The organism is Oceaniferula marina, assembly GCF_013391475.1.
GTDB lineage: Bacteria > Verrucomicrobiota > Verrucomicrobiia > Verrucomicrobiales > Akkermansiaceae > Oceaniferula > Oceaniferula marina.
The window spans coordinates 1,066,246-1,084,527 of record NZ_JACBAZ010000001.1 but is presented as its reverse complement, the minus strand read 5'-3'; the positions used below and the strand labels follow the sequence as shown (position 1 = coordinate 1,084,527).

The window sequence follows — 18,282 nt, the reverse complement described above, 5'->3', positions numbered from 1 at the left end:
CGTGGCAGAGGGTGGGGGTGATCCTCGGCCACAAGTTTGTACCGATTATTTCAATTCCAGCGCGACGATTGACAGGTCGTCTGCCGGCTGTTCGTCGTCTTGCCAGATTGACAGCTCCTTGAGCAGGGCATCGATGCTTCCGGTGAGTGTGTTGGAGCGCAGCTTGCCGAGTTTTTCGGTGAGTCGCAGTTCTCCGAATTCTTCCTGTTCACTGTTGCTGGCTTCCGTGATGCCATCGGTGTAGAGGTAGATGCGGTCTCCTGGTTCCAGGGTGACCTGATGTTCGATGAATTCCGGGTTGGGGAGGATGCCAATGGCGGGAGGAGACATGGGAAGGTTGTCGGCCTTACCGTCCTTTGTCACCCGGATTGGGCCAGGGTGTCCCGCTGAGACGTAGCGGAATTCGTGGGTGCGGGTGTCGAGGATGCCGTAGAGTAGGGTGAAGTAGCGCATGGACTCGGAGTTCCATGAGAAATGTTCATTGAGGAATGCGGCCCCATCGGGAAGGGAGAAGGGGGCTTCCGTTTCGCCATTGTCCTGCAGATTGCTGAGTAGCCGGCTGAGGCTGACCGATACCAGTGTGGATGCGACGCCGTGACCACACACATCGGCGACCCAGAGGCCGACGCGGTGTTTGTCGATTTTACAGATGTCGAGCATATCTCCAGCCAGTTCATTGCATGGGGTGAAATTCCACGCAAAGTCGACACCTGGCATTTGGGGCGGGTGTTGGGGGAGGAATGCTTGTTGGACCTCGGCTGCGGACATCAGGTCCTTGCGCATTCTCTGGTTGGCTTCCTCGAGGCTGGCGGTACGCTTGTGGACCAGTTCTTCCAAGTGGTCGCGGTGTTCGATGAGTTCGCTTTCACTTTTTTGAAGGTCATCAAGGGTATGGCTTAGTTTGCCCGTCATGGTGTTGAAGGCATCGGCAAGTTCTCCGATTTCATCATGGCTGTCGGCCTTCACGGTGTAATCGAGATCTCCCCCGGCAATGCGTTCGGCCCCTTGGGTAAGCGCTTTAATTGGCTTGGCCAAGGTGCGGCCGAGTTGAACTCCGACCAGAAGTGACAGGGGCAGGGTGATGGCAAAAGCAGTGATGGCAGCCCAAAGAAAGGCACGTTCTTGTTCTTTGATGGTGCTGGCAGCGACGTCCATACAAAGGATGGCACAGGTTTTTCCATCTTTGCCTTTGATCGGTGCGTAGCCGGTGAGCCAGGTTCCCCATTTGTCCGTGTAGAAATCTTGTTCGACCATGGGCTCCTGCATGGTATCGATGTGGGTCTTCAGGCTCGGGCCGGCATCGCCGTATATTTCTCCGAGATGGCTGACCTCGGCCGGATCTTCTTCGGCATCGACGATAAAGATGATGCTGCCGTCTGGTGCTTTGCGAACGGCGTAGACAAAGCGGTAGCCGTTTGCCGCATCGCGGATTTGGCGCAGATGTTTTTGGAGTTGGAGGAACTCGGAGGATCCCTCTTGCTCTGGCTCCGTGAATTGGTTGAAATCCTCACCGCTGAAGCAGGTGCTACCAATAGCCACGGTGTCACGGATGCGTTGGTCCAGACTGTCGCGTAGCCATCCGACCGAAAGTTTATACAGTCCGGCCGTGAGCAAGGCGGAGATGAGAATCGCCATGACCGCAAAGCCAACGCCCAGCTTGAGCTCAAGTTTGTGGGAGCTTTTGGGAGCGCTTTTGTGGGAGCTTTCGCTGGTGTTCTGCTTGTGGTCGGCTGATGTTGATGGAGGAGTTGTATTCAACAGTCAGACTCTAGCAGGCTTTATCTGACAGGTCACGGATATTTTTCATTTCGGATTTAAAATGTGCCGTTGAGTTTTCGTCCGACCCAGAACAAGCCGAGCAGGGTGATGAGTATGGTAGCTGTCAGCCAGTGTGACCAGAGCGGGGTGCGCGATTCCTGAGGGGTGGGTTCGGGCAGGGCGTGGATTTCCTTGACCAGCGAGCTGAGCTTGTCTCCATCCATGAGTCGGCCTTTGGCCACGCGTGCCATTTCTTCGAGGACGTCGGATTTTGCCGGCATGCCGGTTTTTTCAATTTCATTCCCTTGGGCCAGTAGGGTGGTTTTGACTCCGTGGGTAGTATCCCCGTCGATGCTGGCCTGGATTTTCCATGCTCCCGGTTGGGCAACCTTAAAGCGGCCACTGAAATTCCCCCAGGTGCCTTCTGCTCGATCGAGGCTAATCCGGCGTGAGGTTCCATCCGGAGCCGTGATATCGATGAGCACCTCTCCTTTTTTCAATGGGGCTCCATATTGGTCGAAGGCGTTGGCGTTGAGGGTGACGGAGTCTCCGGGTTGGGGCCGGTCCGGGGTGAAGTAGAGTCGGATGCGTTCTCCGGCCGCCATGTTGCGCTGGTAGGACATCCAGCGTGCGACCTGCCCCCAGAAACGGTAGTGGTAGAGGTCTTCGACACCGCGGCGCCAGCGCCATGCAGAATCGTGAGCGAGGAAGAGGACCTTGCCATTTCCTGCGGTGCGGGTGACGAGCATCGGGATTCTTCCGAACTCATTACTGCGGTTGGCGTGGACGGCCAAAACATCGGTGCCTCCTTTGGCTTTGACCACCGGGGCATGCCAGTAAAAGCCAGGTAGGCTTTTCCAAATGGTTTCGTTTTCGTCCTCGGCATTGCCGAGCATGGTGAGCAGTGATCCTTTTCCTTCGCTGGTGAGGTTGAGTTTGGAGGTTGAGATGTCGCTGTAGCCCTCTTTCCGGTTTTCATCGAGCAGCACGGGAATGAGTTCTCCCAGCGGGCTGTCTTCCAGTGAGAATTGGTTGCCTTTGGAGCCTGGGATGAAGACGATGCCGCTCGCCTGGTTTTCGACCAGCCCTTTGAGCAGTTCGGCTTGTTCCATGGTAATGCCGTCTTTTCCGCTGCTGCTGATGCCGACATCTCCGAGGAAAATGACATCGTATTTTTGCAGCTCTTCGAGTTTTTCCGGGAACTGTTGGATGTAGCCTGGGCCGTCACCCGGGCCCAGTTTCGGGTGGAGGAGCAGGCAGTCGACGTGGACCCCGGGGTCGCGGTAGAGGGCGTTGCGAATGAAGCGGTATTCCCAGCGGGGGGTGGACTCAATGACCAGAACCCGGAGTGATTCCTTCCTGCCGGAAATGGTAAACTTTCTTTGGTTGTTTTTGCTGACCATCTCGCCGTTGGCCACGGGGATGTTCAGTTCGAGGGTTGAGGATCCTTCGGTATTGAGACGCCAGAGAATGGAGTCGTGGTATTCCTGGCCGGCCGGAATGGTGATGTTTTTACTCCGTTCGGTCCCGGATTTTACATCGCGTAAGCGGATGAGGGTGCGAACATCGCGATCCAGAGAGGAGATGATGGTGAATGGGATTTGGACATTTTCGCCAACAATACCGTAGGTGGGGGCTGTGACATTGGTGATGTCGAGGTCGGGCAGGCGTTTGTCACTGCCAACGGGGACGGCAAAGAGCGGGATGTTGCGGCTGCGCATTTTCTGGGCTGCCGCTACGGGGGCCTGGCCTGTGTTCCAGTCGCCGTCGGTCAAAAGGACAACGGCCCGCAGGTTATTGTGTTCTTCGAGCAGGGTGTCGATGGCTCCGTAGATATCGGTTCCGGCGAGAGCTTGAACGTTGGGATCAGCATCTTCCGGGGGGCTTGAGAATGCCTGCTCGAATACGCGGTTGTTTTCGTTGCTTTTTAAGGGCGTGAACAACTCGCTGGAGAGGACTTGTTCCATCCACTCGGCGCGGGTGACAACGTCTTGAGTTGGGCTGATCTCGCTTGGTAGAATGGCATCGGCTGTGGTGCTGGAGCGCGAGGCATCATAGAGGATGGCGACTTCGGGTTTGGTGTCCGGTTCGGTGATTTCTCTCCATTCAGGCTGCCAGAGCATCAGGACAACGATCAGGGTGCAGAGAAAGCGCAGGGTTTCCAGTCCTCCTGTCCGTAACGGCCTGGTGGCTCTCCGGATGGCGATGCCACAGAGGATGGCAACCATGCACAAGGAGATGATTCCGAGCCAGAAGGTCAGCGGAGTCGGGGAGAAGATCAAATTGGAGATGGAGAAGTTCAAAGTGAGCGGTGGGTGATCAAGACTTTTTGATTTTCGGTTGCAGGCAGAGTAGGGCTTCCGTGATCAGGAAAACGAGAGTGGCGATGAGGAAGGCTCGCCAGATTTCCCGGGTCAGGCTATCTGCTTGTCCTTGGTCTTCGAAGAGTTTGTAGGGGATATCCTCCAGCATTTGGTCAAGCTGGTTTTGGGTCAGGATTTGCCACTGATCCTCTGTTGCCGGCCGGTTGCTGGCGATCAGTCGGTCTCCGAGTTTCCAGACGCCCGCTTCGTAGGGAGCGTTGCTTGAATTTGATTTGGCGTAGGTGTCCAGTCGGGATCGGTTTTCTCCGTGTGAGGTGAAGCTTTGTTGACTTCCTGCAATGGCCGCAAATGCGGAGCCGAAGCGGGTGTCACCCACGGCGATCATGCGCTGGATGGCCGGGAGCAGAACATCGGCATCGCCAAGGTTCGACCAGGTGTAATCGGGGAGGGTTGATACAAACACGGCGGTGCCTTCCCCAAGGGTTCTGCGGACGAGGAACGGCTGTTTGTCATCCCAGGAGGCGAGAGTCAGGGCCTCTCCATCGATATTTCTTCGTTTGATGGCTTTGAGCCGGGGGACAGGAACCGGTGTGCCTTCCATGCCGTCACGCAAGGGACCATCCGCATGATCCCACTGGTCGACGATGAAATACTGACCACGGGGGGCATTGCTGAGTTCTCCCCAGCTGAGGCCAAGAAATGATCGGTTTGAGTCGCCCCGGGGTGGGAGCATAACAGCGGCACCTCCGGATTCGATGTAGCGGGAGAATTCCTGGGCAACCGGTCCTTCGGGCATTGGGGCCTGCCAGATGACGAGCGCAGCCTGTGCCCATTTGATTTGGTGGGCTTTCGACGGGTCGAGCTGGATGCTTTGTTGTTTTTCAAATCCGGGAGGAGCGGATGCCAAACTGAGCCAAGTGGGTGATTCCCCTCCTTCACTGACGATGTAGGTCGCGGTGGGCGCATCCTCGCCGTAGGCAAAATAGGCTACGTTGTCGCGCGGGTTGCTGTCTGATGGGATGGCGACAAATCCATGGCCTACCCCTTCTCGTTTGCCAAGTGGAAGGCGTTTTTGAAATTGATAGGTTTGGCCGTTGACGGTGACTTTATCCGAACTGCGGGTGCCGTTCAGGCTGTAGGTGACGGGGATCGAGGACGGCCCGTCATTGTGGCTGCGTTTGAGTTCGATATCCAGAACGAGTTCTTCGCCGCTGCGTCTTGCTGCGTGGACTCGAACGGCGGTGTTTTCCTTGGCTGGTGATGGCAGGGAAAGGATTCTCAGGGTGGTGTCTTGGGGGAGGTCGCTGATTCCGGCTTGAATGGCGTCCCAACGGCCTTGTTCCGGTGCCCAGTCAGATTGCTGGAGGTCGCTGGCTACCCAGATTTCTGCTCGTCCCGGGGTATTGTCGAGAATGTAATCGATGGCGGATGAAATCAGAACCGGGATCGAACTCTGGGTGTCGGTGGCCGAGGTGGCCGTGAGCTCCTGAAGGGCATCCGGGCTGGGAACATCCTGGGCTTTTCCGCTCGCGCTGTCGATCAGGACCAGACGGGGGGAGTCGAGCTCTTTGAGTGATTGGTGGACGCTGGCCAGAGCGCTTTCCCTTTTGCTCAGGGTGCTTCCGGGGGAGAATTGTTCCATGCTGCTCGAGCGGTCAAGAATCAGAATGACCGTGTCGATTTTTCCTCCGCCCCAGCCAAGGAACCCGCCGACCAGTGGTCGGGCGATGGCGAAGATGAGAGCGGCGATGGCGAGTGTTCGGCAGGCAAGGATGATGAGATACTTGAGTTTCTTTTTGCCTCGTGATTCCCGGGTAGCTTTGAGCAGGAACTCCATGGCTGCCCACTGCACAGTGCGGTGCCTCCTGCGGTTGAGCAGGTGGATGATGATGGGGATGCTTGCTGCGAAGAGTCCCCAGAGCAAAGATTGTTGAAGGAAGGACATGGAGTGTCAAATGGGCGGAATCGGTGGAGATCGGGATCTTATTTTCCTTTTTTCGAGAGTCGGCTGGTGAGGAAATCGTGAATGATGGCCTCAAAGTTCTGGTTGGTCGTTATGAGGTGATAGTCAGCGTGCACATCGTGGCACTTGACCTGGACATCTCTCATAAAGTCGCGCATCGCCTGTCGGTACTCCTCGGCGACGAGTGTAGGCTCGGCGACAATCGACGTTTTATCTTCCATGTCGACAAAGCGGTGGGGGCGTTCGAAATCAAAGTTGATTTCCTGTTGATCGAGTAGGTGGAAGACTGCGATGTCATGCTTGCGGTAGCGCAGGTGCTGGAGAGCGTCCCCGAGTGCCGGAGTGTTACAGAAGAGGTCGGAAAGAATGATGACCAGGGCGCGTTGGCCTACTTTTTCTGCAATCGTGTGCAGTGATTCAATCAGTCCGGTTTCTCCCGATGGTTCTGTTTGATCGAGTACTTCGAATATGTGATTCAGGTGGGCCGCTCTGCGGGTCGGAGGAATCTCGAGGTGGATTTTTTCCTTACAGACGGAGAGGCCTGCTGCGTCTCCCTGGTCGACGATGAGGTAGGCCATGTTGGCGACCAATTTGCGTGCAAACTGGATGCGGGCTTCATCTGCTGCGCTGAAGCCCATGGAGCCACTGGCATCGAGCACGAAGTAGGCCCGAAGGTTGGTGTCGGCTTCGAACTCTTTGATGTAGTATCTGTCCGATCGGGCGTAGGCTTTCCAGTCAAGTCGGCGAGTGTCATCGCCCTGGACGTATTTCCGGTATTCCGCGAACTCAACCGATGATCCACGGTGGGGTGAGCGGTGTCGTCCTGCGACGTTACCGCTCATCGCATGGCGCGATTCGAGAGGCAGAGCCCCAAGTCTTGCCAGTGCATCCGGATCCAGGAAGTCGTATTTCATGAAGGAGGAACAGGTGGGTGATAAGCCGGTGTGGACTTACGTGTGCTTATCCGGTTCAGGCTTCCTTCATTTCTTCCACGAGTCGATCAACGACCTTGGCCGCGGTCATTCCCTGGGATTCAGCTGCGAAGTTGGTGAGAACTCGGTGGGTGAGCACGGGGCGGGCAACGGCTTCGATGTCTTCTAACCTTGCCATATAGGATCCATTGAGCGCCGCACGGGCCTTGGCTCCGAGGACGAGGTATTGAACGGCGCGGGGGCCTGCACCCCAAGCGACGTATTCGCCGATCCATTCCGGTGAGGCTTCGGTTCCCGGGCGGGTTTTGCGAACGATTTCCACAGCATATTCGTAGATGTGATCGGGAACGGGCATCCTGCGAACGAGGTCTTGGAAGTCCATGACTTGTTGGCCGTTGAGGATGTGCTTCAATGCGCTTTTGGCTACACCTGTGGTTTCCCGGGCGATGCGGAGCTCTTCTTCATGGCTTGGGTAATCGACGTTGATCAAGAACATGAAGCGGTCGAGCTGGGCTTCTGGAAGAGGGTAGGTTCCTTCTTGCTCAACCGGGTTCTGGGTGGCGAGGACAAAGAACGGTTTGTCGAGTCGGTAGGTTTTACCGAGTACGGTGACCATGTTTTCCTGCATCGCCTCGAGCATGGCGGACTGGGTTTTCGCTGGTGCTCGGTTGATTTCGTCTGCGAGAACCAGATTGGCAAAGACGGGGCCTTTGATGAATTCGAATTCCCGGTGGCCGGCATCTGTTTCCTGAATGATGTCGGTTCCGGTAATGTCGGCTGGCATGAGGTCCGGAGTGAACTGAATTCGGTTGAATGTCAGGTCCATGGTTTCGGCAACCGAGGAAACAAGCAGGGTTTTGGCGAGTCCGGGGACCCCCATCAGCAGTGAGTGACCACGTGAGAAAAGGCAGATGGCCAGCTGTTCGATGACTTCTTCCTGGCCGATGATAACCTTGCCAATCTCTTCTTTAAACGCTTTGTAGACCTCCCCGAGTTTGTCGATGGCTGCAACGTCGTCATTGGGCAAATAATCGCCTTCGGGCGTGGAAATCGTAGCCGTTGGTGGAGGCGTGGTTTTTGACGTTGGCGCGGTTTCTGCGAAGGGTTCGGGTGCTTGAGATTCCGAAGCGTCTGTGGCTGCGAAGGGTTCGGTTGGTTCGGTGGCGTCTGAGGAAGAAGGTGTGTCCATGGTGACGGATAGTAACTGGGGTGAAATGCTAGGTTGGGCTGAGATGTGAGTCAGTGGGTAAGCGTATGGGAGATGGGGAACTGGAAACTGGGGGACTGGCTGATGACGGGTTGTTGCCGTCGGTTTGGTGGCTATTTCGTGGCAGTTTGCGATGCCATGAGTGCAGCTGTTGTGGACTTAGCGAAACTAAAGGGGGGATTTATTTTGTCGAGGCAGGAAAAACTTATTTTTCTCGATCTCTTGGGGCTGGGAGGCTTGGTAAAGTAAGGGGGAGATGGAAATTCGATTTGGCTGTTTGTGCGGGTGTTTGGTCGTTGTTGGAAAAAAATCACCGAGGGCGCATTTCACGCTTGTCATCGGGGCTTCGGTTCTCTTGACTTTGCCATGGCGCAGATTTCCCTAGGACTATCATTTGATGATGTATTGCTGACCCCGCGGATGAGTGGCATTTTGCCCGGCGAGGCCAATTTGAAAACTTCTCTGACGGACAAGATCGGATTAAATATTCCTGTCGTGTCTGCAGCGATGGATACCGTTTCTGAGAGTGAGCTTGCAATTGCTCTGGCTCGTGAAGGTGGAATCGGAGTGATTCACCGGAATAACACGATCGAGGAACAAGCGGCTGAGGTTCTCAAGGTCAAGCGCTCGGAGAGTGCGGTGATTAGTGATCCGTTTACCGTTTCCAAAGATCAGACGGTGGCCGATCTGCGTGAAATTATGTTCACGCACGGGTATTCTGGATTCCCGGTGGTGAACGCCGCGGGTAAGCTTGAAGGGATGGTGACCGGGCGTGACGTTCGTCACATGGCCGATGATGATGCTAAAATCAGTGAGGTGATGACTCCTCTCGAAAGGCTCGTGACGATGCCTGAGCACACATGCCAGAGTGAAGCCCGCAGTATTCTCTATGAAAACCGGATTGAAAAATTGCCTTTGGTCGACGCCGAAGGTCGGCTTGCTGGCTTGATCACCGGAGCGGACATTGAGAAACGTATCACCTTTACCAATGCCGCCAAGGACCCGAACGGGCAACTTCGCTGTGGTGCAGCTGTTGGAGTGGGGCCTGATTGTATCGACCGGGGGAAAGCATTGATTGCGGCCGGCGTGGATGCCTTGTTTATTGATGCCGCTACCGGGCATACGACGCGGGTTGTGGATGTGATTCGTCAATTGCGTGAGCTTGGTGACGTTCCCGTGATTGCGGGTAATGTCGTAACGGCTGAAGGTGCCAAGGATCTGGCCGATGCCGGAGCGGCCGCCGTCAAGGTCGGCGTCGGCCCCGGGTCGATTTGTACCACCCGTGTGATTTCCGGTGTGGGGATGCCTCAGTTTACCGCCATTCAGAATGCGGCATCGTATTGCCGTGAGCGTGGAGTAACTCTGATTGCCGACGGTGGAATCCGTTACTCCGGCGATATTGTGAAAGCGCTTGCCGCTGGTGCTGATCTTGTGATGCTGGGGTCGATCCTCGCAGGAACGCGCGAAAGCCCCGGTGCGATGGTTCGCTACCAGGGACGCCGGTTCAAGTCCTACCGCGGAATGGGATCCTTAGGAGCCATGCGTAAGGGATCGGGTGACCGCTATGGTCAGAATAGCTCCGGGAAGCTCGTCGCGGAAGGTGTAGAAGGCCGGGTTCCCTATAAAGGACCGCTTGCGGATGTTGTTTTCCAATTGATGGGTGGCCTTCGTTCCGGAATGGGTTATGTTGGAGCGTCGACTTTGGATGAGCTGCGTGAGCGCGCGATCTTTACGCAGATCACAGCCGGTGGACTTAAAGAAAGTCATACCCATGATATTGTGATCACCGAGGAACCTACCAATTACCAACCACTGAGTTAATCTCATTTGTTTCTTCTTTGAGGGTCGGATAGATCCTGTGTGTTACGGGTGTTGCTGCCGCTACCCGTAACATTTTATTATTTCCTATTATTATTTATTGCTATGACAGAAAACAATCATGTTGCCGTTTTAGATTTCGGTTCCCAATACACTCAGTTGATCGTCCGCAGGGTGCGCGAACTGGGTTTCTTTGCCAAGTTGTATGAGCCGGAAGACTTATCCCAGATAGGAAAACCGGGGGCGATTATTCTATCGGGCGGACCTAAGAGTACCAGTGACGAAGATGCTCCGGATATTGATTTTGATCAGCTCGATGCCTTTGGCGTTCCGGTTCTCGGGGTTTGTTACGGTATGCAGTTGCTGAACATTAAATTTGGTGGGGCTGTGAAAGCGAGTAACCGTCGTGAGTATGGACCGGCCGGATTGTTGCCTCTTGTGAGTGAAGGTTTGTATGAGGGGATCTCGCATGAATCGCAGGTCTGGATGAGTCACTCGGATACCGTCAGTGAACTGCCGGACAATGCAGTGGTTCTTGCCTCGAACCGTGAGGATGTTCCTGTTTCTTTGAAGTGGGGAGAGCGCTATTACGGGATTCAGTTTCACCCGGAAGTTACCCATAGCCACGAGGGATTGCGTATCCTTCATAACTTCCTGCTTCAGGCCGGTGAGCTTGAGGAGTTTCATATTGAAGATTTTAAGCGTGAGTTGATCGATGGCATCCGTGAAAAAGTCGGAGACAAGCAGGTGGTTTGTGGTGTGAGCGGTGGGGTCGACAGTACGGTGCTTGCCGTTTTATTGAAAGAGGCCGGGGTGAATGTCCGCGCGATCTTTGTCGACCATGGATTGATGCGTCTCGATGAAGGCGACGAAGTGCGTAACAACTTTCACCGGATGGGTGTGGAGATTGAAACGGTCGATTGCTCCGAGTTGTTTATGAGTAAGCTGGCAGGTGTCGCGGACCCTGAGGAAAAACGCAAAATTATCGGGAATCTCTTTATTGATGTCTTTTGGAATACGGTGGGGAATGCCGAGATGTTGGCTCAGGGAACGCTCTATCCGGATGTGATTGAGTCCGCCTCGAATGCCAAGTCCAAGGCGTCTGTGATTAAAACCCACCATAACCGGGTTGCCCGGATTCTTGAATTGCAGGAGCAGGGGAAGGTTCTCGAGCCCCTTGCAGAGTTGTTCAAGGATGAGGTGCGGGAGTTGGGGGTGTCGCTTGGTATCCCGAGTGATATTCTGAACCGTCACCCGTTCCCCGGTCCAGGCCTGGCGGTTCGTTGCCCTGGTGATATTACAGAAAAGAAACTGCGCATCATTCGTGAGTGTGATGATATCTTTATTGGTCGTCTGAAGGATTATGAATGGTATGATAAGGTATGGCAGGCTTATGCCGGACTGATCCCGGTGAAAACAGTGGGAGTCAAAGGTGATGAGCGAAGCTACGAGTGGGCGATTAGCCTGCGTGCTGTTGTGAGTGAAGACGCTATGACCGCAGACTGGGTGGAGCTACCACCGGCCTTGCTGCGGGAAACGAGTAACAGAATCCTCAATGAGGTGGATGGGATCAACCGGGTGCTTTATGATATTTCCACCAAACCACCGGCAAGTATCGAGTGGGAATAGCAGGGATCTCTTTCTTTGATTCGAACAATGAGATCGTATAACCCGGCCATCCAGCCGGGTTATTTTTTGTCCGTGAATCCGGCCCGTCCTTTGCGGATGGCTTGGCTGAATCCCTCCGCTTTGGCGTGTTGTTGGGCAACTTCGTTGATCAAGGCCTGGGCGCGTAGTTTTTCGAAGGGGAGTCCGTCGGTGGCGAAGGCTCCTTTTTCGTAGAGCATCTGGTCTAACTGTCCATTGACAAGCAGTCTCCAGTCAAAAGGGTTGCGTTGGTCGCTCGGCGTCTGGGCCCGGTAACTGGTTGTGCAATTAGCGGTGATGGCATTGTACCAGTAAGGGTGATCTTTGAGTTGGTTTTGGGTTCTGACGCACTCCAGCAGGAGTTGGCGTGCTTGTTCCGGATTGGTGATGGTTCGATAGAGATACATCGGCTCGTCCCGGATGTTGCTTCTTACCCGGACGAGGTCGGCCTCATCTCCGAAAATATATTGAAGCTCGAACATTTTGTAGATCCCGCCGATTGCGGAAAAGGATTCATGCTGCTCCCTGCGGGTTTCGATGGAGAGCACCAGATGCCCTTCCTTGCCGAAGTCGAAGCTGAGCATCGGGTGCGCCATCAGTTTTCCTCCGAATGCATCGAAGTGGAGGTCGACACCTCGTAGCTTACTGAGGTGGTGTTGGCGGGTTTCCCATCGCTCGGTGATGATGCCTGCCGGTGATCCGTCGGCACGATAATCGAAGTTCCTGACCTTGTGGAAGGTGAGTTGGTCGCCGTCGATATCCACGTAACCCGTTTCCGCAAATTCAGGTTTCCAGTTCCGATCGTTAGATGGGCGAATGCTCAGCCAATAGATATAGATGGGCAAACAACATACAAGTAGACGGATTTGCCAGAGACGGAGGATTTGGGCTTTGACTGCGATGATGGAGACCGAGGTCAACCAGACGAGCGCGAGTATCAGGTTCCAGCCACCCGGCAGCCGGGCCGGGCCATCGTAGTAGAGCGCTCCAAAGGTCCATGCCGTAGCGGTGATCGCGCAGAAGGACAGAGGGAAGAGTAAGATGCGTGTTAGGCGTGATCGGGCGCGGCTGTTTTTCTTAGAATGGGGTTTGATCGCATCCATACAGAGATCATTATATCGGATTTCGCCAAGTGGCGATGCAAATGTGGTGCATGGATGTGTTTGTCGCAGTTAGTTAAGAGATCTTAAATTACTACTTGTCAGAATCATCACATTTTGGTATGTGGGGAGATAACGATTATAGGTAGTTTATGGATAGTGCTCTCGATTCTAATGTATTGGTTCTCAATAAACTGTGGCAACCAATCCACACCTGTTCGGTACGACGGGCGTTGAAGCTGCTTTGTCTCGGGCATGCGCAGGTTGTCGAGGCCGAGGGGGCGTCGAAGTATCAAACCCATGATCTGGGGTCCTGGCTGGAATCCTCGGCTGAGAAATTGGCTGAGGGGGTTGTCCGTTCGGTGCGTTTTGCCATGCGTGTGCCCAAGGTCATTGTGTTGGCGATGTATGATCAGTTGCCGATGAAGGAGGTGCGGTTCACGCGGCGGCATGTCTTTTTAAGAGATCATCATACTTGCCAGTATTGTGGGGATTGCCTGCCCGAGCATCAACTGAATCTCGATCATGTGATTCCAAGGGCCAGAGGTGGTAGGATGTCTTGGGAGAATATAGTGACTTCTTGTTTTCAGTGCAACAACCGCAAGGCGAACAAACTACCACATGAAGCAAAGATGTTTCCTCGCAAGCAGCCCGAGGCTCCTCGCTGGCGGCCACTGTTTGGATTTCGTCGAGGCGGCACGATGGATGACAGTTGGGAAAGTTTTCTCTATTGAGGAGCCCTTGAGTATTCTTTCAAAGATGCAGGGTGTCGAGACTCGGCGGGGATGTAAAGGGGCGGAGAGAGAGTGTGTGGACTTAAAGCTGTCAGCGAAATGCCCATGATGGGCAGGATGGTTCGGTCTGACTGAGGAATGGGTCAATTTACTTTTTACAGGGTGATTTTTATGGTGAAAGGATCTTGGGCTTAGCGTATTTGGTGTTCATGAAGATGAAAGTGATGATGTTCAGCAATGTTCGGTTTGGTTGGTTCGCTATCGGCCTACTCGTAATGGTGAGTTTGGTTGGAGGCGTATCGGGGGCAGAGACTCAGAGCCGTTATCTCACGGGTAAGGGGAACGATGATCCTGTCCTATGGGACTTTTTCTGTACAAAAGGGCGTAAGAGCGGCACTTGGACCAAGATCGGTGTTCCTTCTCAGTGGGAGCAGCAGGGATTTGGCAATTACGATTATGGAAATGATCATCACTACCGGCCGAAAGGTGTGGAGCATCACGATGAAGAAGGTATCTATCGGAGGAATTTTCAAATACCTCAGGCGTGGAAGGGGAAGCGGGTTCGCATTGTATTTGAAGGGGTGATGACGGATGCCCAGGTCAGGGTGAACGGACAACTCGCCGGCCCGATTCATCAAGGTGGATTTTATCGGTTTGCCTATGAAATCACCTCTTTGCTCAAAGCAGGGGAGAACCAGTTAGAGGTGCATGTCTGTAAGGTGTCGAAAAACAAGACGGTGGAGATGGCGGAGCGGCAGGCGGATTACTGGGTGCTGGGAGGCATCTTCAGGCCGGTGTTCTTAGAGGCTCTCCCCCAGGAATATATCGATTGGGCGTCGGTGGATGCGAAGGCGGACGGGTCGTTTGATCTCGATGTATTTATCGTCGGTGCCAAAGGTGCGGATCGTCTTCGTGCGCAGATTGTCGATAGCCAGGGGGATGCTCTGGGTGAGCCCTTTTCCAGCCCGGTGGGTGCAGGTGTAAAAAAAGTGAGTGTGTCGACCAAGGTGCGGGGGCATCAGACGTGGACAGCTGAAACGCCTCATCTCTATACCGTGAGGTTGGATTTGATGTCCGGAGACCGTTGCCTTCATCGGATTGAGCGGAAATTTGGCTTTCGAACGGTGGAGTTGAAGGCGAAGCAGGGGGTGTTTGTCAATGGGCGTAAAATCCGTCTCAAGGGAGTCAACCGCCATTGTTTTTGGCCCGAAACTGGTAGGACCGTGAGCCGGGCATTGAGTTATCAGGATGCTCGTCTGATCAAGGAGATGAATATGAATGCGGTGCGGATGTCCCATTACCCTCCGGACAAACATTTTTTGGAAGCTTGTGACGAGTTGGGTTTGTATGTGATCAATGAACTCTGCGGGTGGAGTCAACCAGCTTACGATACGGAAGTGGGTGAGCGCCTGGTGGGTGAGTTGGTTCGGCGCGATCAAATGCATCCGAGTATTCTGTTTTGGGCCAATGGCAATGAAGGCGGGTGGAACACCGAGTTGGACGACGACTATGCGCTATGGGATAAGCAAAACCGGGTGGTGATTCACCCGTGGTCTTTGTTTAATGAAATTGATACAAAGCATTACCCGAATTATTCATTTTTGGAGGGCATGGCGAAGCGTGAGCAGGTCTTTATGCCTACGGAGTTTTTGCACGGTCTCTATGATGGCGGATCGGGATCCGGCTTGAATGATTATTGGAATCTCATCTTGCAGCATGAACATGCCGCAGGGGGATTTTTATGGGTTTTTGCTGATGAAGGGATTGTTCGGACAGATCGGAATGGTGAGATTGACCTCGCCGGTAACCGAGCGCCAGACGGACTGGTCGGCCCACACCGGGAAAAGGAAGGAAGCTTTTTTACGGTGAAGGAAATATGGTCGCCGGTTCAAGTGTCGATGGTGTCGACCGCTGAGTCCGGATTCAGCGGTAAGGTGCAAGTGGAGAATCGCTACGATTTCACCAACTTGGATACATGCACTTTAGCATGGGAGAAATTGCGATATACGATTTCAGGCGAAGAGGTGGTGCAGCGGGGGCGTCTCGACTGCCCGGTAGTGGCTCCCGGAGAAAGAACGCAGCTGCTTTTGCCCGGTGATTGGAGCTCGACCCAAGCCCTCAGAGTTCGGGTGACGAATGGAAAGAAACAGGAGTTGTTTACTTGGTGCTGGAGTTTGCAGCCTCCGAACCCGCTGGCACTGTGTGGGCTGGCAGGTCGGGACAAACAGACGGTGCAAGTTGAAGAAAGTCCCGGGCGGTTACGGGCTCGGGTGGGAGATTTTACGGCGGACTTTGACCCTCGGACGGGGCTGCTGATGGGGATGGCTTCGGGGGCAAAAGTGATTCCCTTGAGCCGGGGACCACGCTTGGCTCATTTGATGGAATTACTTCCCGAAAGCCAGACTCTTATCCGGCAACGCTACGATGGTGATGTCCTTGTCTTGGATGTGGAGGGCGTGAATGGAGGGCTCAATGGTTTGATCTGGAAGATTCATCCGCAAGGGTATCTGGAAATGCAGTGCTCCTATGGAGGGAATGAGGATGATGAGACCTATGCTTTTCACGGAGTCACCTTTGATTTTCCGGAGCAAGGGGTTCTGGGTAAGCGTTGGCTGGGGCAGGGGCCTTATCGGGTTTGGCAAAACCGAATGCGGGGGCCACAGTTTGGCCTGTGGCAGTGCGAATACAACGATGCCGTTCCGGGCAAACACTGGCCACTGCCGGAGTTCAAAGGCTACTTCGCTGATATGCATTGGCTGGAACTTCAAAGGGATGAAGGAAACCTGAACGTGGTGACCAATCAATCAGGGTTGTTTGCCCGGGTGTTTGAACCGCGTAATGGGACTGAACCCTTGCACACGCGAACCGCCAACTTCGATGGCGGCGTGTCCTTTCTGCACGCCATACCTGCGATTGGCACCAAGTTTCATGCTGCCGATCAGCGGGGGCCATCAGGGCTCCCAACGAAGATCAAAGGCAAGCAGCAGATTCATCTGATTTTCTTTCCTTCGTAAATGATCCGAGTCGTGAGGCCTGCCGGTTTCTTCTGCTTGTTGGATTCCTTTGTCAGAGCAGAGAAAACAGTTTGCGTATTAGATGATCATGGATAAGATTTCTATGCTATGGCCATGTCAAGCAAACGTCGGCAAGTCTCAGCCAAGCGCGATCAGTGTGCGCGTAGGCTCAGGCTGCGTGGCTTGCGGGGGCTACCCTCCCTACGCCGAATGCGCTGGGTTCAGGCTGAAAGAGGGGCTGTGGCTTGGGTGCTCGCTTTAGCTCTGTGTGTGCTTGCTTGGCAAGGTTTGGCGCAGTCAGACTTAAAATTGGCATCGGTGTCTCCGCCTGCAAAAGCAGGTGCCCGTGCGGACGGGACTGGGGTTGATGGAAGCCGGGGTGTCACTGTGCTTGAAGACCTGGCCACGAGGGCGAACCAGACCTATGCGGAATCGGTTGGGGAATCGGAGTTTCGAGAGCCTGCTTTGTTGGGTTTTGGTAGTGCCTTCAATAAAGCGGTCAGGCAGAGGGATTTGGCGCGTTTGGAATCTTTGCTCCGGGACGGTGTCAGTTTGTTGCACTGGGAGGGAAGCGGAGATGACGGTCTGCTTGCCCATTGTGTCAGGGAGCGCGAGCTCGAGATGTTGGTGGTGTTATTGCAGTATGGAGCCGATCCTGAGCGGATGGGCTGGGAAGGGGCGACGCCATTGCAAATGGCCATCGCCATGCGGGATGCCATGATGGTTCGAGCCCTACTGGATGCAGGTGCGAACCCTAACCGTCAATACCTACGTCCAGTCACCGATGGGCTGTTGGAGATCACCGAGACGAAAACAATGCAGTGGTTTTTGAAAAAAGAGAGGCGACTGACTCCCTTGATGATGGCAGCTAACAATGGTGACCTCGCGATCATAAAATCCTTGCTGGACCATGGCGCTGAAAAATACATTCGATCCGGTCGGTTTCGATTGTATCCGTTGAATTTTGCATCGCGTCGAAGTGATGTAAAATCGATGCAGGTGATGTTGGGGCGCGACCCGGCTAAGGAAACCAAACATATTGTGCTCGATTTGTCTGATCAGCGACTCCGTCTATACGATGATCAGCAAAGGGTGATTTTCAGTTCCCGGGTATCGACCGGGCGGGCGGGATACCGAACCCCCAAAGGGGAATACGTGATCACGGATAAGCATCGGAGCCACCGGTCAACGATTTACGGGGTAAGTATGCCGTTTTTTCAACGACTCAGCTGTGGAGCGATCGGTTTCCATTCCGGCTATGTCCCCGGATACCCGGCATCACACGGGTGCATCCGCATGCCTTATCAGTCGGCGAAAAAGATGTTTAGCCTGACCCCTGCGGGCACTCGGGTGGTAATTCAGGATTAAGTTTGTTTGGGCTCGGGGTTTAGATCGGGGGGGCGATTTCTCGGTCGTCTTGCACTGCTTTCCAAGCGGCGATCAGTTGCAGGATGCAGAGGGCTCCCATGGCGGCGATCAGTCGGGGTTTGGCTTCACTCAGGCTGCTGATGCCTCCGTATTGGTAGATGCGGTAGATAGCGGAGCAGACGCCGAGCAGGGCGATGATCAGGCCTCCGTAGAGTCCGTGACGGTAATGAACCCGGGTGAACCCGGCGCAGATAAGCAAGGCTCCACCGAAGAAGACAGGCATCAGCATTTCGGTTGGAGTCCCGCTGGCATTCAGGCTTTCCCATTTAAAAAAGCCGGCGAGCCCCAGGATGATCAAACACACGGCATTAAGAATCGTCAGAAACATGCACGGATTATTCTTAGGATACGTTCAGA

12 protein-coding genes are annotated in these 18,282 nt (G+C 54.3%); 5 read left to right on the top strand and 7 right to left on the bottom strand.

The genetic code is table 11. The features are described 5' to 3' along the window. Positions 1-45: 45 nt before the first annotated feature. Genes HW115_RS04320 through HW115_RS04300 form a run of 5 tightly spaced genes read right to left on the bottom strand, consistent with a single transcriptional unit; the run spans position 46 to position 8,166 of the window. On the bottom strand, positions 46-1,758 hold the full coding sequence (locus HW115_RS04320; protein ID WP_178931325.1) for a PP2C family protein-serine/threonine phosphatase: 1,713 nt from the start codon (positions 1,756-1,758) through the stop codon (positions 46-48). A gap of 56 nt (positions 1,759-1,814) precedes the next feature. Beyond that, positions 1,815-4,061, bottom strand: a complete 2,247-nt coding sequence (locus HW115_RS04315) for a hypothetical protein (protein WP_178931324.1) — start codon at positions 4,059-4,061, stop codon at positions 1,815-1,817. A gap of 16 nt (positions 4,062-4,077) precedes the next feature. Continuing rightward, on the bottom strand, positions 4,078-6,027 hold the full coding sequence (locus HW115_RS04310; protein WP_178931323.1) for a BatA domain-containing protein: 1,950 nt from the start codon (positions 6,025-6,027) through the stop codon (positions 4,078-4,080). Positions 6,028-6,065: 38 nt separating this feature from the next. Further along, positions 6,066-6,959 carry a DUF58 domain-containing protein gene (locus HW115_RS04305; protein ID WP_178931322.1) on the bottom strand — a complete coding sequence of 298 codons (894 nt, stop codon included), beginning with the start codon at positions 6,957-6,959 and terminating at the stop codon, positions 6,066-6,068. A gap of 55 nt (positions 6,960-7,014) precedes the next feature. Continuing rightward, entirely contained in the window at positions 7,015-8,166 is a 1,152-nt protein-coding gene (locus HW115_RS04300; RefSeq protein ID WP_178931321.1) for an AAA family ATPase, read from the bottom strand. A 384-nt stretch (positions 8,167-8,550) separates the two neighbouring features. Between HW115_RS04300 and guaB the strand changes: the two genes are divergently transcribed. After that, a complete protein-coding gene (guaB, locus tag HW115_RS04295; RefSeq protein WP_178931320.1) occupies positions 8,551-10,005 on the top strand; it encodes an IMP dehydrogenase in 1,455 nt (484 codons plus the stop codon). A gap of 102 nt (positions 10,006-10,107) precedes the next feature. Next, positions 10,108-11,631: a glutamine-hydrolyzing GMP synthase gene (guaA, locus tag HW115_RS04290; protein ID WP_178931319.1), complete on the top strand. Its 1,524-nt coding sequence runs from the start codon at positions 10,108-10,110 to the stop codon at positions 11,629-11,631. 59 nt (positions 11,632-11,690) lie between these two features. Here guaA and HW115_RS04285 read toward each other — a convergent pair whose 3' ends face one another. After that, complete coding sequence (locus HW115_RS04285; RefSeq protein WP_178931318.1) at positions 11,691-12,752, bottom strand: Lnb N-terminal periplasmic domain-containing protein; 1,062 nt, start codon at positions 12,750-12,752, stop codon at positions 11,691-11,693. 149 nt (positions 12,753-12,901) lie between these two features. Here HW115_RS04285 and HW115_RS04280 point away from each other — a divergent pair, with 149 nt between their 5' ends. The 3 genes from HW115_RS04280 to HW115_RS04270 all read left to right on the top strand — a co-directional run bounded on the left by HW115_RS04280 (position 12,902) and on the right by HW115_RS04270 (position 17,865). After that, positions 12,902-13,483 carry an HNH endonuclease gene (locus HW115_RS04280; RefSeq protein WP_178931317.1) on the top strand — a complete coding sequence of 194 codons (582 nt, stop codon included), beginning with the start codon at positions 12,902-12,904 and terminating at the stop codon, positions 13,481-13,483. A 209-nt stretch (positions 13,484-13,692) separates the two neighbouring features. Beyond that, on the top strand, positions 13,693-16,497 hold the full coding sequence (locus tag HW115_RS04275) for a glycoside hydrolase family 2 TIM barrel-domain containing protein (RefSeq protein ID WP_178931316.1): 2,805 nt from the start codon (positions 13,693-13,695) through the stop codon (positions 16,495-16,497). A gap of 114 nt (positions 16,498-16,611) precedes the next feature. After that, complete coding sequence (locus HW115_RS04270) at positions 16,612-17,865, top strand: L,D-transpeptidase family protein (RefSeq protein WP_178931315.1); 1,254 nt, start codon at positions 16,612-16,614, stop codon at positions 17,863-17,865. A gap of 19 nt (positions 17,866-17,884) precedes the next feature. Here HW115_RS04270 and HW115_RS04265 read toward each other — a convergent pair whose 3' ends face one another. Further along, positions 17,885-18,253 carry a hypothetical protein gene (locus HW115_RS04265; RefSeq protein WP_178931314.1) on the bottom strand — a complete coding sequence of 123 codons (369 nt, stop codon included), beginning with the start codon at positions 18,251-18,253 and terminating at the stop codon, positions 17,885-17,887. Between the last annotated feature and the right edge of the window lie 29 nt (positions 18,254-18,282).

Bases quoted from the DNA above. Each gene is read 5' to 3' on its own strand.
- HW115_RS04285 (WP_178931318.1), bottom strand. From the start codon at position 12,752: ATGGATGCGATCAAACCCCATTCTAAGAAAAACAGCCGCGCCCGATCA.
- HW115_RS04265 (WP_178931314.1), bottom strand. From the start codon at position 18,253: ATGTTTCTGACGATTCTTAATGCCGTGTGTTTGATCATCCTGGGGCTC.
- guaA (WP_178931319.1), top strand. From the start codon at position 10,108: ATGACAGAAAACAATCATGTTGCCGTTTTAGATTTCGGTTCCCAATAC.
- HW115_RS04275 (WP_178931316.1), top strand. From the start codon at position 13,693: ATGAAGATGAAAGTGATGATGTTCAGCAATGTTCGGTTTGGTTGGTTC.
- HW115_RS04300 (WP_178931321.1), bottom strand. From the start codon at position 8,166: ATGGACACACCTTCTTCCTCAGACGCCACCGAACCAACCGAACCCTTC.
- HW115_RS04280 (WP_178931317.1), top strand. From the start codon at position 12,902: ATGGATAGTGCTCTCGATTCTAATGTATTGGTTCTCAATAAACTGTGG.
- guaB (WP_178931320.1), top strand. From the start codon at position 8,551: ATGGCGCAGATTTCCCTAGGACTATCATTTGATGATGTATTGCTGACC.
- HW115_RS04270 (WP_178931315.1), top strand. From the start codon at position 16,612: ATGTCAAGCAAACGTCGGCAAGTCTCAGCCAAGCGCGATCAGTGTGCG.
- HW115_RS04310 (WP_178931323.1), bottom strand. From the start codon at position 6,027: ATGTCCTTCCTTCAACAATCTTTGCTCTGGGGACTCTTCGCAGCAAGC.
- HW115_RS04305 (WP_178931322.1), bottom strand. From the start codon at position 6,959: ATGAAATACGACTTCCTGGATCCGGATGCACTGGCAAGACTTGGGGCT.